Origin of the sequence: Allorhizobium borbori, from assembly GCF_014196535.1 — a bacterium.
Classification (GTDB): domain Bacteria; phylum Pseudomonadota; class Alphaproteobacteria; order Rhizobiales; family Rhizobiaceae; genus Ectorhizobium; species Ectorhizobium borbori.
Window position 1 is genome coordinate 25,538 of sequence record NZ_JACIDU010000016.1, and the last position, 13,216, is coordinate 38,753.

14 protein-coding genes are annotated in these 13,216 nt (G+C 60.5%); 8 read left to right on the forward strand and 6 right to left on the reverse strand.

Translation table 11 applies throughout. The features are described 5' to 3' along the window. Positions 1–304 precede the first annotated feature (304 nt). From GGQ66_RS17555 to GGQ66_RS17580, 6 genes are all read right to left on the reverse strand, one after another. Entirely contained in the window at positions 305–1,480 is a 1,176-nt protein-coding gene (locus tag GGQ66_RS17555) for an acetyl-CoA C-acetyltransferase (protein WP_183794047.1), read from the reverse strand. After that, the gene (locus GGQ66_RS17560; RefSeq protein ID WP_183794048.1) at positions 1,477–2,139 is read right to left on the reverse strand and encodes a 3-oxoacid CoA-transferase subunit B; all 663 of its coding nucleotides are present in this window, start codon (positions 2,137–2,139) and stop codon (positions 1,477–1,479) included. Before GGQ66_RS17560 ends, GGQ66_RS17555 begins: the two co-directional genes overlap by 4 nt. Before the next feature lies 1 nt (position 2,140). Beyond that, a complete protein-coding gene (locus GGQ66_RS17565) occupies positions 2,141–2,857 on the reverse strand; it encodes a CoA transferase subunit A (protein WP_183794049.1) in 717 nt (238 codons plus the stop codon). A gap of 60 nt (positions 2,858–2,917) precedes the next feature. Continuing rightward, a complete protein-coding gene (gene kce, locus GGQ66_RS17570; protein WP_183794050.1) occupies positions 2,918–3,850 on the reverse strand; it encodes a 3,5-dioxohexanoate:acetyl-CoA acetone transferase in 933 nt (310 codons plus the stop codon). A gap of 59 nt (positions 3,851–3,909) precedes the next feature. Beyond that, entirely contained in the window at positions 3,910–4,833 is a 924-nt protein-coding gene (locus GGQ66_RS17575) for a 3-hydroxyacyl-CoA dehydrogenase family protein (protein ID WP_183794051.1), read from the reverse strand. Between the two features lie 177 nt (positions 4,834–5,010). Next, entirely contained in the window at positions 5,011–5,847 is an 837-nt protein-coding gene (locus GGQ66_RS17580; protein WP_183794052.1) for a cyclase family protein, read from the reverse strand. A 215-nt stretch (positions 5,848–6,062) separates the two neighbouring features. On the opposite strand from GGQ66_RS17580, the gene GGQ66_RS17585 reads away from it, so the two are divergent. The 8 genes from GGQ66_RS17585 (at position 6,063) to GGQ66_RS17620 (ending at position 13,121) form a co-directional block, all read left to right on the forward strand. Continuing rightward, the gene (locus GGQ66_RS17585) at positions 6,063–6,854 is read left to right on the forward strand and encodes an IclR family transcriptional regulator (RefSeq protein WP_183794053.1); all 792 of its coding nucleotides are present in this window, start codon (positions 6,063–6,065) and stop codon (positions 6,852–6,854) included. Between the two features lie 306 nt (positions 6,855–7,160). After that, a complete protein-coding gene (locus tag GGQ66_RS17590; protein ID WP_183794054.1) occupies positions 7,161–8,294 on the forward strand; it encodes an ABC transporter substrate-binding protein in 1,134 nt (377 codons plus the stop codon). Between the two features lie 21 nt (positions 8,295–8,315). Next, a complete protein-coding gene (locus tag GGQ66_RS17595) occupies positions 8,316–9,200 on the forward strand; it encodes a branched-chain amino acid ABC transporter permease (protein WP_183794055.1) in 885 nt (294 codons plus the stop codon). 4 nt (positions 9,201–9,204) lie between these two features. Beyond that, a complete protein-coding gene (locus GGQ66_RS17600; RefSeq protein WP_183794057.1) occupies positions 9,205–10,167 on the forward strand; it encodes a branched-chain amino acid ABC transporter permease in 963 nt (320 codons plus the stop codon). Further along, positions 10,164–10,925 (forward strand): ABC transporter ATP-binding protein, encoded by a 762-nt coding sequence (locus GGQ66_RS17605; RefSeq protein WP_183794203.1) that lies wholly within the window; start codon positions 10,164–10,166, stop codon positions 10,923–10,925. Before GGQ66_RS17600 ends, GGQ66_RS17605 begins: the two co-directional genes overlap by 4 nt. After that, on the forward strand, positions 10,834–11,643 hold the full coding sequence (locus GGQ66_RS17610) for an ABC transporter ATP-binding protein (RefSeq protein ID WP_210287314.1): 810 nt from the start codon (positions 10,834–10,836) through the stop codon (positions 11,641–11,643). Before GGQ66_RS17605 ends, GGQ66_RS17610 begins: the two co-directional genes overlap by 92 nt. A gap of 322 nt (positions 11,644–11,965) precedes the next feature. Further along, positions 11,966–12,310, forward strand: a complete 345-nt coding sequence (locus GGQ66_RS17615) for a cupin domain-containing protein (RefSeq protein ID WP_183794059.1) — start codon at positions 11,966–11,968, stop codon at positions 12,308–12,310. Positions 12,311–12,314: 4 nt separating this feature from the next. After that, positions 12,315–13,121: an SDR family NAD(P)-dependent oxidoreductase gene (locus GGQ66_RS17620; protein WP_183794060.1), complete on the forward strand. Its 807-nt coding sequence runs from the start codon at positions 12,315–12,317 to the stop codon at positions 13,119–13,121. Positions 13,122–13,216 lie beyond the last annotated feature (95 nt).

The window sequence follows — 13,216 nt, forward strand, 5'->3', positions numbered from 1 at the left end:
CCGCCAGTTTCGGGACTTCAGCATCTGTAAAGCCGCCTGACACATAACAGCGGCCTTGGACTGGCTTGGATTTGCGCGGATAATATTTAATTCGGCTCATTCAACGCGACATGATTCAATGAATGCCCGAACAAACGGTGACGAGCAGCGCGCATGTATAAAAAATAATCTCGACTTTCCGCGAGACCGGCCTTCGCAAAAAATCGATGGCGCGTTGCACACCTTCGACCTTTACGTTTTCGAACACGCCCATCCTCCTCCGGAAGCAATGCTGAACACGGCCACTCGACGCGCTACCGGCGCGTTAAGCTTTCTCCAGACACATCGCAACGCCCATGCCGCCGCCGATGCACAGGGTGGCGAGCGCCTTGCGCGCATCGCACCGCTGCATTTCATGCAGAAGCGTCACCAGTACACGCGCACCTGACGCGCCGATTGGATGGCCGATGGCAATCGCGCCGCCATTGACGTTGACCCGGTCCGGATCCCACCCCATGGACTTTTCCACCGCGCAGGCCTGCGCCGCAAAGGCCTCGTTGACTTCGATGAGGTCGAGATCGGCGACCGCCCAGCCAGCCTTTTCCAATGCCTTCGTCGATGCAGGGATCGGCCCGGTTCCCATCAGTGCGGGATCAACCCCCGCGATCGCCCAGGAGGCGATGCGGGCCAGAACCGGCAGATTGCGCCTTTCGGCCTCGTGTCTCGACATGAGTACGACGCCGGCCGCGCCATCATTGAGGCCCGAGGCGTTTGCCGCGGTTACAGTTCCCTCGCGGGAAAAGACCGGGCGGAGACTGGCCATTTTCTCAAGGCTGGCATCCGCGCGGATATATTCATCGCTTTCGACGACGGTGGTGCCTTTGCGACTCTCTACCGTAACAGGCACGATCTCGTCTGCAAAACGTCCGGCGATCTGGGCGGCGGCGGCTTTTTTCTGCGATGCAAAAGCAAATGCATCCTGCGCCTCGCGCGTGATGTTGAACCGGGCCGCGACGTTTTCGGCGGTGATACCCATGTGGTAGCCACCGAAGGCGTCGGTCAGTCCGTCATTCAGCATCGTGTCGAGCAAGCTCACCGCGCCCATTTTTGCAGGTACCCGCAGGTTCTGGCAATGCGGGGAAAGCGACATGGATTCCTGACCGCCAGCAATAACAAGTTTGGCGTCACCACACAGGATCTGTTGCGCGCCGATTGCGATCGCCCGCAGACCCGAACCACAAACCTGGTTGATACCGAATGCGGTGGTCGATTCAGCTAGCCCCGCCGAAATACTCGCCTGCCGCGCCGGGTTCTGTCCCTGCCCGGCGGTCAGAACCTGTCCGAGGATAACCTCATCGATCTCGTCCGGGGCAAGGCCGGTATCGGATACGAGCTGGGTAATAACGGTGGCCCCAAGCACATGCGCGGGTGTAGCGGCGAAGCTTCCCATGAAACTGCCGACCGCGGTGCGTTTTGCGGCAACGATAACGATCTCGCTCATGCTACCTGCTCCTTCTTGTCCAGCGCCGTCTCGAAACGGGCAGCGGTCTTGGCGATGACCTCCTCCAGCGTCACGCCATCGGCCAGTTCAATCAACGTCATTTTCGGTTCGCCGTGGCGCGCCAGCGTGAAGACGCCGAGATCGGTGATGACAAGATCGGCAACCCGTCGTCCGGTCAGCGGCAAGGTGCATTCGGCCAGAAGCTTGGGCTGGCCCCGCGCCTCGTGTTCCATCACCACGACAACGCGCTTGACGCCGGCAACCAGATCCATGGCGCCCCCCATGCCCTTGACCATCTTGCCGGGGATCATCCAGTTAGCGAGATCGCCGCTCTGCGACACCTGCATCGCGCCGAGGATTGACAGGTCGATATGGCCGCCGCGGATCATTGCGAAACTGTCGGCGGAAGAAAAATAGCTGGTCCGCGGCAGTTCCGTGATTGTCTGCTTGCCGGCATTGATCAGGTCCGCATCCTCCTCACCTTCAAAGGGAAACGGCCCCATGCCAAGCATGCCGTTTTCGCTCTGCAACGTCACATCGACACCGTCGGGAATGAAATTGGCAACCAGCGTCGGAATGCCAATACCGAGATTGACGTAAAAGCCGTCCTTGAGTTCACGTGCGGCCCGCGCCGCCATCTGCTCTCTGCTCCAGGCCATATCAGGCAATTTCCTTCAGCGTTTTCGGGCGTGTGGTGCGCTGCTCTATACGTTTGTGGGGATTGGCCATGTGCACGACCTTCTGCACGAAGATGCCAGGCGTGTGGATGTGGTCGGGGTCGATCTCGCCGGCCGGAACCAGATGCTCGACCTCGGCAACCGTCAGTCTTGCTGCCGTCGCCATCACCGGATTGAAGTTGCGGGCCGTCTTGCGATAGACGAGATTGCCCTCGGCATCGCCACGAAAGGCGTGCACGATCGCCAGATCGGCGAACAGGCTGGTTTCCATCACGTAATCAGCCTCGCCGAAACGGCGGATTTCCTTGTCTTCCGCCACCAGCGTCCCCACGCCCGTCTTCGTGTAGAAGGCCGGGATGCCGGCTCCGCCGGCACGAATGCGCTCTGCCAGCGTACCCTGCGGGTTGAACTCCAGCTCCAGTTCACCCGAGAGATATTGCTCGGCAAACAGCCTGTTCTCGCCGACATAGGACGAGATCATCTTGCGGATCTGCCGGCTTTCCAGAAGAATGCCGAGCCCGTGACCATCGACGCCGGCATTGTTGGAAATGACCGTAAGATCGCGCACACCCGAAAGCCGGATCGCCTCGATCAGGCTTACCGGTATGCCGCAGAGGCCGAAGCCGCCCGCCATGATCGTCATGCCGTCGAACAATGCGCCAGCCAACGCCTCCGTCGCATCCGCAATTACTTTCCTCATCCGTTACTCCCCTTGTTCACGCGAGCTGCGTGAAGGCTTTCGTCGCCTTGTCGCTCTCCGTCAGAAGGAGACGCGATCTGCACCCTTGAGGCCCAGGATTTCGCGTGCTTCGTCCGGGCTGGCCACCTCGCAGCCTAGGTCTTCGACAATGCGACGGATCTTCGTGACCTGTTCGGCATTCGAAACGGCCGGCCGGCCACGGCCAATGAACAGGCTGTCCTCGAGCCCCACGCGGACATTTCCGCCCATCTGGCTTGCCGTGGTCGCGAGGCCCATCTGCGCACCACCTGCACCGAGCACCGACCAGCGGTAATCGTCACCGAAGAGCCGGTCTGCCGTGCGTTTCATGAAGATCAGATTGTCCACCTCCGGGCCGATGCCGCCGAGGATGCCGAAGACGAACTGGATAAAGATTGGCGCCTTGAACAGGCCGATATCCATGCAGAAGCGCAGATTATAGAGGTGGCCGACATCATAACATTCGTGTTCGAACTTGATGCCGTGCGGCGCGAGCGTGGTCGCCACGGTTTCGATGTCCCGGAACGTGTTACGGAAGATGTAGGTATCGGAGTTGGCAATATACTCCTTCTCCCAGTCAAACTTCCAAGTGTCGTAACGTTTGGCAAGCGGATGAAACGAGAAGTTCATCGAACCCATGTTGAGACTGCACATCTCTGGCGAAAACCGAAGCGCCGGGGCGATGCGCTCCTCGATCGTGTTTTTGAGGCTGCCACCGGTCGAAATGTTCACGACTGCGTTGGTCGCCTGCTTCACACGCGGCAGGAAGGCTGCAAACGCATCGGGGTCGATGGTAACGCCGCCGTCTTCGGGGCGACGGGCGTGCAGGTGCAGGATCGCCGCCCCCGCTTCGGCGGCATCGACCGCCTGCTTAGCGATGTCCTCGGCGGTATAAGGCAGTGCATCCGACATGGTCGGCGTGTGGATCGCACCGGTGATGGCGCAGGTGATGATGGTCTTCGGGCGCTTGGCCATGGATCATGCCTTCCTTGAAAAATGAATATGGACGGTTAGCGGCGGCGGGCCTGGACAAGTCAGGTCAATATGCCTTCGAGTGCACGCAGATGGCTGACGACGCGTTCCCGCAGCGCTCGTGCCTCCTCAGGCGTCCATGTGCGGAAGCCATGGCCTGTTTTCATGCCCAGTTGCCCGTTCGCCACCATCTGTTCGAGCAGCGGTGATGGTCCCGGCCGGTTCTCGATATCGACGAGCACGGTGTTATGGATGTCGAGCGTCAGGTCGCATCCGACGAGATCGGCATTTTCAAGCGGGCCGAGCACAGCCAGGCGTCGGCCGAAACTCGCCTTCACCACGGTGTCCACCGCCTCGGCATCACAGATGCCGCGCTCGACAAGGCTTATCGCCTCCCGCCACAGCGCATGCTGCAGTCGATTACCGATGAAGCCGGGCACATCCTTTTCCACACGCACCGGTGTCTTGCCGGCGCTCTCAAGGAGCGCCATCATCCCGTCCAGCGCTTTTTCTCCGGTATCGGCGGTACGGATCACCTCGACCAGCGGGATGACGTGAGGCGGGTTCCACCAGTGGGTGCCGAGCGCGCGCCCCTTGTCTCGAAGATCGCGCATGATGGCGGTAATGGGCATAACACTGGTGTTCGAAGCCAGAATGGCCTCTGCCGGCGCCGATGCCTCGATCTCGGCAAACAGCGCCTGCTTCAACGCCAATTTTTCTGGCGCGGCTTCGAAGACAACGGCGGCGCCCTGCACGGCCTGCGCTACATTTTCGCAAACCCTCACACGGCGAAGCGCAGCAACGACTTCAGTTTCGTCCGCACCGAGAAGCCGAAGGCTGTCGGCAATCCGGGCGACGACACTCTCACGCGCCGCGGCAATTGGATCGGTGATCGTCACGTCACAGCCGGACCGAGCAAAGGTCAGTGCAATGCCGTGCCCCATAAGGCCCGCGCCGATGACGGCGATCCTGTTTTCCTGTTTCATGCTGTTCTTCCTGTCCCGCTGGGCGGACACGGGAAAGCGGAGAAAAGCAGGCAGCCGTGTCCCCGGTCAGGGCGCAATGATGCAGCCGGCATTCGTCGATCCTCCCAAATCCCGAACCCGTCGATATCGATGCCGGCGGTGCGAGCGCGACTCCCTCCCGCACCGCCGCTTTGGGCCTTAGAAAGCCTCCCCCGCCTCGATGCGGTAATGGCCAGTCTTGTCGATCATGGCGACGAGGCGGATGATGCAGCCATCGCCACGATCCCAGTTCCACGGGAAGAATGCGAAGGTGCAGCGCTTGCCAGTCACGGCATCCAGATCGCCGCCGACGTTTTCGATGCCGAGAATACCGTTCTTGAAGAGAATATTGTGAACCGGCTCCCACTCCGGGAAGTCGTCCTTCCAGTCACGGCCGCCAGACCATTCGAAGTATTCCTTCTGCAGATGCGGCAGCAACGGACCGTTACGCTGCGGACCGATGGCGGTGGCGAGCGGGTGATCGTTGGCCTGGGTATCGTGACCGACGACCTTGACGCCCTTTTCCACCATCCACTCGCCAGCGGAGGCAACGAAGCCGGGGCAATAGGCGAAGTAATCGCCGTCCTCATATTGCTTGTGCCAGCCCGTGTTGATGATCAGCACGTCACCTTTGCGAATAGCGTGGCCACAGGCCTTTTCCAGATCATCGGCCGTAATCGGCTCCCATTTCTTTTTCGGCAGGGAAACGACGAGACCGGTGCCGAAGAAATGCGGCAGCGGCACTTCGTCGATGAAGGGCGTTCCCTGCACGACATGCGCCGGCGCATCGATATGTGTGGTGGCGTGCATGGTGGTGGTAATGCGCTGGCTCAACACGCCGGATTTCGCCATGTAATGAATGCGCTCGATCTTGGTGTCCTGGAAATAGGGCCAGTTGGGGTTCTGAAAGCCGAAGCGGTGGCTCAGGTTGTAGAACTCCAGTCCCATCGAATTTTCGAGGTTCGCCTCGAACTCGATCCCGCGAATCTTCACCATCAAAAATCTCCTCAATTCGCCATGTAATGACGCTGAACTGTTTTCAGGGCGACCTCCTCGACCTGTCTCGCAGATTGATACACATGAACCGCATTGCGGTCAATCCGTCAATTTCATATTTTGGTCAACCTGTACCATATTGCGATACATTTAAATTGACAGTGATTTGCAGATGAGAAACAATGGCATGCACGCAAGGGGAGGAGTGATCATCCATGACAATGACGGACGACAACACGGATGCTGGCCGGGCAAGCGGCATACAGGTCATCGCCCGCGCGGCATCCATACTGCGCTGCCTCAAGACTGACGGTAAGCCGCCGAGCCTTGCGCAGATTGCCGCGCAAGTGGACCTGCCCCGCTCCACGGTACAGCGAATCGTCAATGCGCTAATCGACGAGGATTTTGTGGTGCCGGCCAGTGCCGATGGCGGTTATCGCCTCGGCCCGAGTCTTCAGGCGCTGGCGCAGGCCGGTCGCGTGGATGTGGCGACCACCGCGCGCAGCCATGTCGTGGCACTGTCTCAAGCGACGGGCGAGACGGTCGACCTTTCGATGATGCGCGGCAATCAGGTGCTGTTCATCGACCAGATTACCGGCACGCATCGCCTGCGCACCGTTTCGGCCGTGGGCGAGATTTTCCCGCTGACCAATACGGCCAATGGCAAGGCCTGCCTGTCGATGCTCGACCCGGAAACGGCGCTGGCCCTGATCGAGCATGAAGTCGCCAATCTTGGCGAAACCGCGCCGCGCTCCGTGGCTGACATCGTGGCCGATGTCGAGGCTGCACGCCGTACGGGCATCAGCCACAATCACGGGGAACATACCCCCGGCATCTGCGCGGTTGGCACCGGCTTTCGCGATGCAGCCGGCAATATCTACGCCATATCCGTTCCCGTGCCCTCGCCGCGCTTTCCGCTCGTGATGGACCTGATCATCGAGAAGATGGTCGAGGCGCGCCGCGCGATTGTTCGCGCCCTTGGCACCGAAGACCGCGAAGTCGCCTGATTTTTCCAAACTGTATCGCATTGTGGTTCAAAAAATATCCACTTGACCACAATGCGGTTATCGTGCTTCATGTTGATAGGGAACACGGATCGTGGAGGCGATCCCTTCGGAGGAGCGAAGATTTCCCTGAATGAAGGGGCTCCCACGGCCGTCGTCCGTGGGGCATCCGGCCATCCATTCACACAGGCAAAGACCAGGCGGAACGCGCTTCGTTCCGCCCCTTCGTTGCATGTCGTGCACTCTGGCGCAGACCCTTCCGCTTCCCCGAAAATGCGTAGCTCGGACATTTCATTGGGAGAGAGAAAAATGCCGATTTCATTGACAAGACGCACCGTTCTCGGTGCCATGCTCGCACCGGCCATCATCCGGCCAACGCTGGGCCATGCCGCCGAACCGATCCGCCTCGGGGCGATCCTCTCCGCCACCGGCCCGGGCGCCGGCGTCGGTCTGCCGCAGCGCAATGGCGTGCTGCTGGCCGTCAAGGCGATCAATGAAAAAGGCGGGATTGCCGGGCGACCGATTGAACTGCTTGTGGAAGACGACGGCTCCAACCCCGACGCGGCGGTGACCAAGGCTAACAACCTGATTTTCTCACAGAAAGTGAAAGCGATCATCGGCCCGACGCTCACGGCCAGCACGTTGTCTGTCGGCGGCGTCGCCGACCCGGAAAAGATTGCGGTCATGCCTTTCACCGGTCTCGGGCTGGAGATGGAAAAACAGCGGCGTAGCGTCTTCCACATGCTGCCTACACAGGACCTCAATGCCCGTGCGCTTCTGGAATTCGTGACCAAGAACATGAAGACCAGGAAGGTCGCCGTGCTGCACGATTCCGCCTATGGCAACATCGTCATGACCAAGCTGAAGGAGGTGAATGCCACCTATAACGTCGACTTCGTCGCCGCGGAAAAGTGGGAGGTCGGCGCCACCGACGTTACGACGCAGGCTGCAAAGATCAAGGCGACCGCGCCCGATGTCGTGCTGGTCATCGGCAATTCGGCAACCCCGTTCCGCAATCTCCGTCAGATTCGCATGAACGCACCGCTGATGTCGGCGCTTGGAACGGCATCCTACGAATATGTGCGCGCCATGGGCGATGCGGCCGACAACATCATTTTCGCCGAGTTTCTCGTCGCCGAGGACCCGTTGCCCTACCAGAAGGATTTCGTCGAAACCTTCCACAAGGAATACGACACGTTCCCCAAGACCATGGAAGCCAGTGCCTGGGATGCGGTACACGCAGTCGCGGCCGGCATCGCCAAGGCCGGACCGGACGCGACACCGGCCGCGATCAGTGATGCGATCCGTGGCCCCTATGCCGGCGCGATGGCGAAGTTTGACTTCTCCGCACCCGACCTGACCGGCCTTTCCCTCTCGAGCTACGTCTATTCGAAGCTTGAAAAGGGCAAGTTCACACGCGTTCCCTTCACGGCGGGCCAGTAAGCGGCAGCGGGAGTAGAAACGATGTCAATGATGCTTCTTGCGCAGGCTTGCGCAACCGGAATCACCAATGGCCTGATCTATGCCCTCGTGGGGCTGGGCATGGCCGTGATCTTCAAGGGAAGCCGGCTGATCAATGCCATGCACGGCGAACTGGCCGTCGTCGGTGCGGCCACTGCGGTCTACTGTGTCGAAATCGCCATGTGGCCCACCTGGCTTGCCGTCACCATGGGCATGCTGATCGCGATGGTCCTGTCCACGCTGGTCGATATCGGCCTGGTCAGAAGACTGTTCAACCGGAATGCGCGGGAGGAATCGTTCCTGCTCCTGACCGTCGGCCTCGGCTTCACGTTTTCCGCCGCGGTTCTTTACGTCTTCGGCCGGGAGGAGCATCTCCTCCCGGCTTTCGGCGACGAAATCTACGAAGTGGCCGGCGCCATCATCCGCGAACAGACGATCTGGATCGTCGGCATCGCGGCTTTTATTCTCATCGGCCTGAAGCTCTTCTACAAATACACCGATTTCGGCCTCGCCATGATGGCGGCATCGATCGACCCTGATGGCGCGGCGACCACCGGCATCAATGTGCGCCTGATGCGCACCGCCACCTTTGCGCTCGGGGGGCTGATGGCCGCAGTGGCCGGTCTTCTGGTCACGCCGATGATCGGCGTCAGCTACCAGATGGGGCCGATCCTCACGCTCAAGGGCTTTGCAGCAGCCGTTCTCGGCGGCCTCACCAATCCGCTCGGCGCGCTTGTCGGGGGCATCACCATCGGCCTGCTGGAATCGCTGTCCATCGTCTACATCAGTTCCGGCCTCAAGGACGCAGTCGCTCTCTCGGTGCTGATCGTCATCATGATTCTGGTGCCGGATGGCATTCTCGGCAGGTCCGGGCGCAAGGGAGGATAAGACCATGAAATATAGCGGCTATATCCTTCTCGCCATTGTCTGGCTTGCCCTGCCCTTCGTACTCGAACGTCATGCGATCGACCTGCTCGTCTTCTGCGGTTTCTACGCCGTGGCCGGCGCGGGTGTCGGTTTTCTGCTCGGCCAGGGCGGCATCGTCAATCTCGGTCAGGCCGCGTTTTACGGGCTCGGCGCCTATAGCAGCGCCTACTGCACGGTCCAGCTCGGCCTGCCGGCTCCTGTCGGCATTCTTACAGGCGTTGTGGTTTCGCTTTGCCTTGCCTTCCTCATCGGACGGCCGATCCTGCGCCTCAGCGGCTATTTCCTCGCGCTCGCCACGCTTGCGCTCGGCATCATCTGCTCCAACCTGTTCTACGAGGCGGAGTTCATCACCGGCGGCACGCTCGGCATTCCGGGCGTCCCGAAACTGTCCGTACTCGGCTTTGCGCTCGACACGCCGACGAAGTTCTACTTTCTCATATGGCCGGTGGCGGTGCTTTGCGTCCTTTCCATGCGCAGCCTGATGTCGAGCCGTATCGGTCTGGCCATGCAGGCCATGCGCGACGCGCCGGAAGCCGCCATGGTGCTGGCCATCGATATTTCACGGCTGAAGCTGTGGATGTTCCTGATCTCCAGTGTGCTGGGCTCGGTGGCGGGCAGCCTGTTCGCTCACTATGTCGGCTTCGTCAATGTCGACAGTTTCGGCGTGGAGCGTTCGATCTTCTTCCTGCTCGTGCCCGTCATCGGCGGCGCGGCCAGTCCGGCGGGTGTGCTGGTTGGGGCGCTGTTCGTCGGCCTCGTACCCGAGGCGCTGAGCGTTCTGGGCGATATTCACCGCGTGCTGTTCGGTCTCGCGCTCGTCGCCACAGTCGTCTTCTTCCCGGACGGGTTGATCGGTCTTCTGAAGCGCCTCGCCGATACCTGCATTCCCGCCCGCCGACAGGCTCTCAAGATGGAGCAAAGCCGATGACATCAGCCCCTCTTCTCGAACTGTCCGAAGTCGGCAAGAATTTCGGCGGTTTTGCCGCGCTGAAAGCCGTTTCCTTCACCGTTCCCACCGGCGGGATTACCGGATTGATGGGCCCCAACGGCTCCGGCAAGACGACGCTGTTCAACATCATTTCCGGCTTTATCGCACCGAGCAACGGCACTGTCGCCTATCGCGGCAAGGCCATCGGGCACCAGTCGGTTCAAGAGCGCAGCCTTGACGGACTGGTGCGAACGTTCCAGACGCCCAAGGTATTCGAAAGACTGACGGTTGTGGAAAACGTCATGACCGGTGCCTACAAGAAAACCAGGTCCGGCCTGATGGCCGGACTTCTCAATACGCCGGCCTCTCGCCGCGAGATCGACGCGACCCGCGAAGCGGCGCTGGCCACCTGCCGCAAGTTCGACCTCGGCGCGGTTGCCGGCAAACAGGCCTCGCTTCTGCCTGCGGGTCAGCGGCGATTGCTGGAGCTTGCCCGCGCCTATCAGGGCGATCCGCAACTGCTGTTGCTGGATGAGCCGTCTTCGGGCCTCACTACCACGGAAATCGAGGCGATGACCGACAAGCTCCGGCTGATCGCCTCTGAAGGCATAACGATCCTGATCGTCTCGCACGACATGGACCTGATGGGTATTGCCGAAAACATCCATGTTCTCGATTTCGGGCGCATCATCTGCTCTGGCAGCATGGCCGAAGTGCAGGAGAACACCGCCGTGCGCGAAGCCTATCTGGGAGTTTGACGCCATGTTGACCGTAAGCAATCTGACCGCCGGCTATGGCGTTCCCAATATCCTCCAGGGGCTGGACATAACCGTGAGGCCCGGAGAAATGGTCGGGCTGGTGGGAGCCAACGGCGCGGGAAAGACAACGCTCGTTCGTGTTCTTGCCGGTCTTCTGCCCGCCCGCGGCGGCTCGATTACCATCAATGGCTCGGACACGACCAACGTTCCGGCCCATGCGCGGCCGAAACTCGGCCTCGCCATCGTTCTTGAGAACCGCAATCTTTTTGGCGAGCTTACCGTCGCGGAAAATCTGCGGCTGGCTGAACGTGCAGGTGCGAACCGCCCGAAGAAATTCGACATTCCACGGATCGTCGAAATGTTTCCCGCGGTTGGTGAAAAAATGGCGGTTCGCTGCGATCTTCTGAGCGGCGGCCAGCAGCAGATGGTTGCTATCGCCCGTGCTCTCCTGCTTCAGCCCGACGTGGTGATCATGGATGAACCTTCGACGGGCCTTGCACCAAAGGTGGTCAAAGCCATCCTCGAGGTCCTGCGGGGGTTGTGCAGTGAAGGCATGAGCATAGTTCTGATCGAACAGAACATCGGCATCGCCTCATCGGTCACCCAGCGTGCCTATGTGCTGTCCACCGGGCGCATCGTCCATCACGTGGCAGACGGCGGCTGGCCCGCGTTTCTTCATGACCCCCATCTCGTGTCCCGCTACCTCGGTCAGCACTAGAAACGCTTCACGCAGGCAGTCCGGATTTCACGCCATCCACCCTATCCGGCAAGACATGCTCTTGCCGGATATTTGTGTTTCTTCAAATAGTTGCGTGCGATTCAACCGGATTTTTTCTGCGTTTTCCGGTCACGAAGACGCATCGCCCGATTGACTTTATGCGATACACGTGTACCGTATAAAGGTACATTGGTTCTGGGAGGAGCCAATCCAGAAAACCTGCCGTCTGTCCGTCGCTTCCCGTCAAGCGGCTTACCCTTCCGTGCGCTATTTCAATCGTGGGGATGACGACAGGTTCATGCTGCAGCGAACGGGAGGAAACATGTTCGTCAAGCGTTTCGAAGACGCCATACCCTATGAGGCACCCAACCATCGGGGCGTTGTTGGCTTGCGGCTTCAGGGGTTCGAAGAAGGCGGCCCGAAAAACCAGTGGGTCGGTCTTTCCCAGTTTTTGCCGGGTGGCGGAGCCGGCCCCGACTCCACGCCTTTCGAGAAAGTCTATGTCGTTCTTGAAGGACATATGACGGTCATCGCCAGCGGCCATGAGACCGTTCTCGGCCCACTCGACAGTTGCACGATCCCGCCCGGCGAGGTGCGGGAGATCGAAAACCGCACCAATCACATGTGCAAGATGCTTGTCGTCATTCCTTATCCACCTGGAGCCTGACTTCGTGACCCAAGATGCCTTTCTCAAGAACCCCGCCGCTCTGTTCGACATTCGCGGCAAGGTCGCGGTCGTCACCGGTGCTTCCGGCGCTTTCGGTGCGCTGGCGGCGAAGATCCTTGCCGGTGCCGGCGCACATGTCGCCCTTGTCGCGGGCAATCGGGACGCACTGAAGGAAACGGCTGACGCGTGCCGCGACCTCGGCGCACAGACGCTGGAAATCAACCGCCGTCCGTCCGACGAGGCCGCCTGCGACGCGATTGTTGCAGACACCGTCGCGACCTTCGGCCGTATCGATATTCTGGTCGTCGCCTCGGGCAAGAACGACGTTGCCAAGATCAACGACATGTCGCCGGAACGCTTTCTCGACGTGATGGACGCCAATGTCACGCAAAGCTGGCTGATGACGAGGGCCGCCGGCAAATGCATGATCGAACAGGGCGAAGGCGGCAAGGTCGTCCTCATGTCGTCGGCACGCGGCCTGCTCGGCCATCCGGCCGGCTACACCGCCTATTGCGCCTCGAAATCGGCAGTCGACGGCATAACCCGGGCGCTCGGCTGTGAATGGGGCGCGACGGGCATTACCGTCAACGCCATCGCACCGACGGTTTTTCGCTCACCGTTAACCGGTTGGATGTTCGAGGACACCGAACGGGCAAAAGAAGTCCGTACCGGCTTCCTTGCTCGCGTTCCCAAGGGTCGTCTCGGTGAACCGGAGGATCTGGCCGGCCCGCTGCTCTTCCTGTCGTCAAAAGCATCCGACTTCTACACCGGCCACATTCTTTATGCGGATGGTGGCTACACCGCCGGCTAGCCACCGGAAAGTCCGGTGCACTGCGTTCGCGGGAGGCGACGCGGTTGCACCCGCCTTGAGACATTGACATTGCGCCACGCAAATCTGGGAGGATC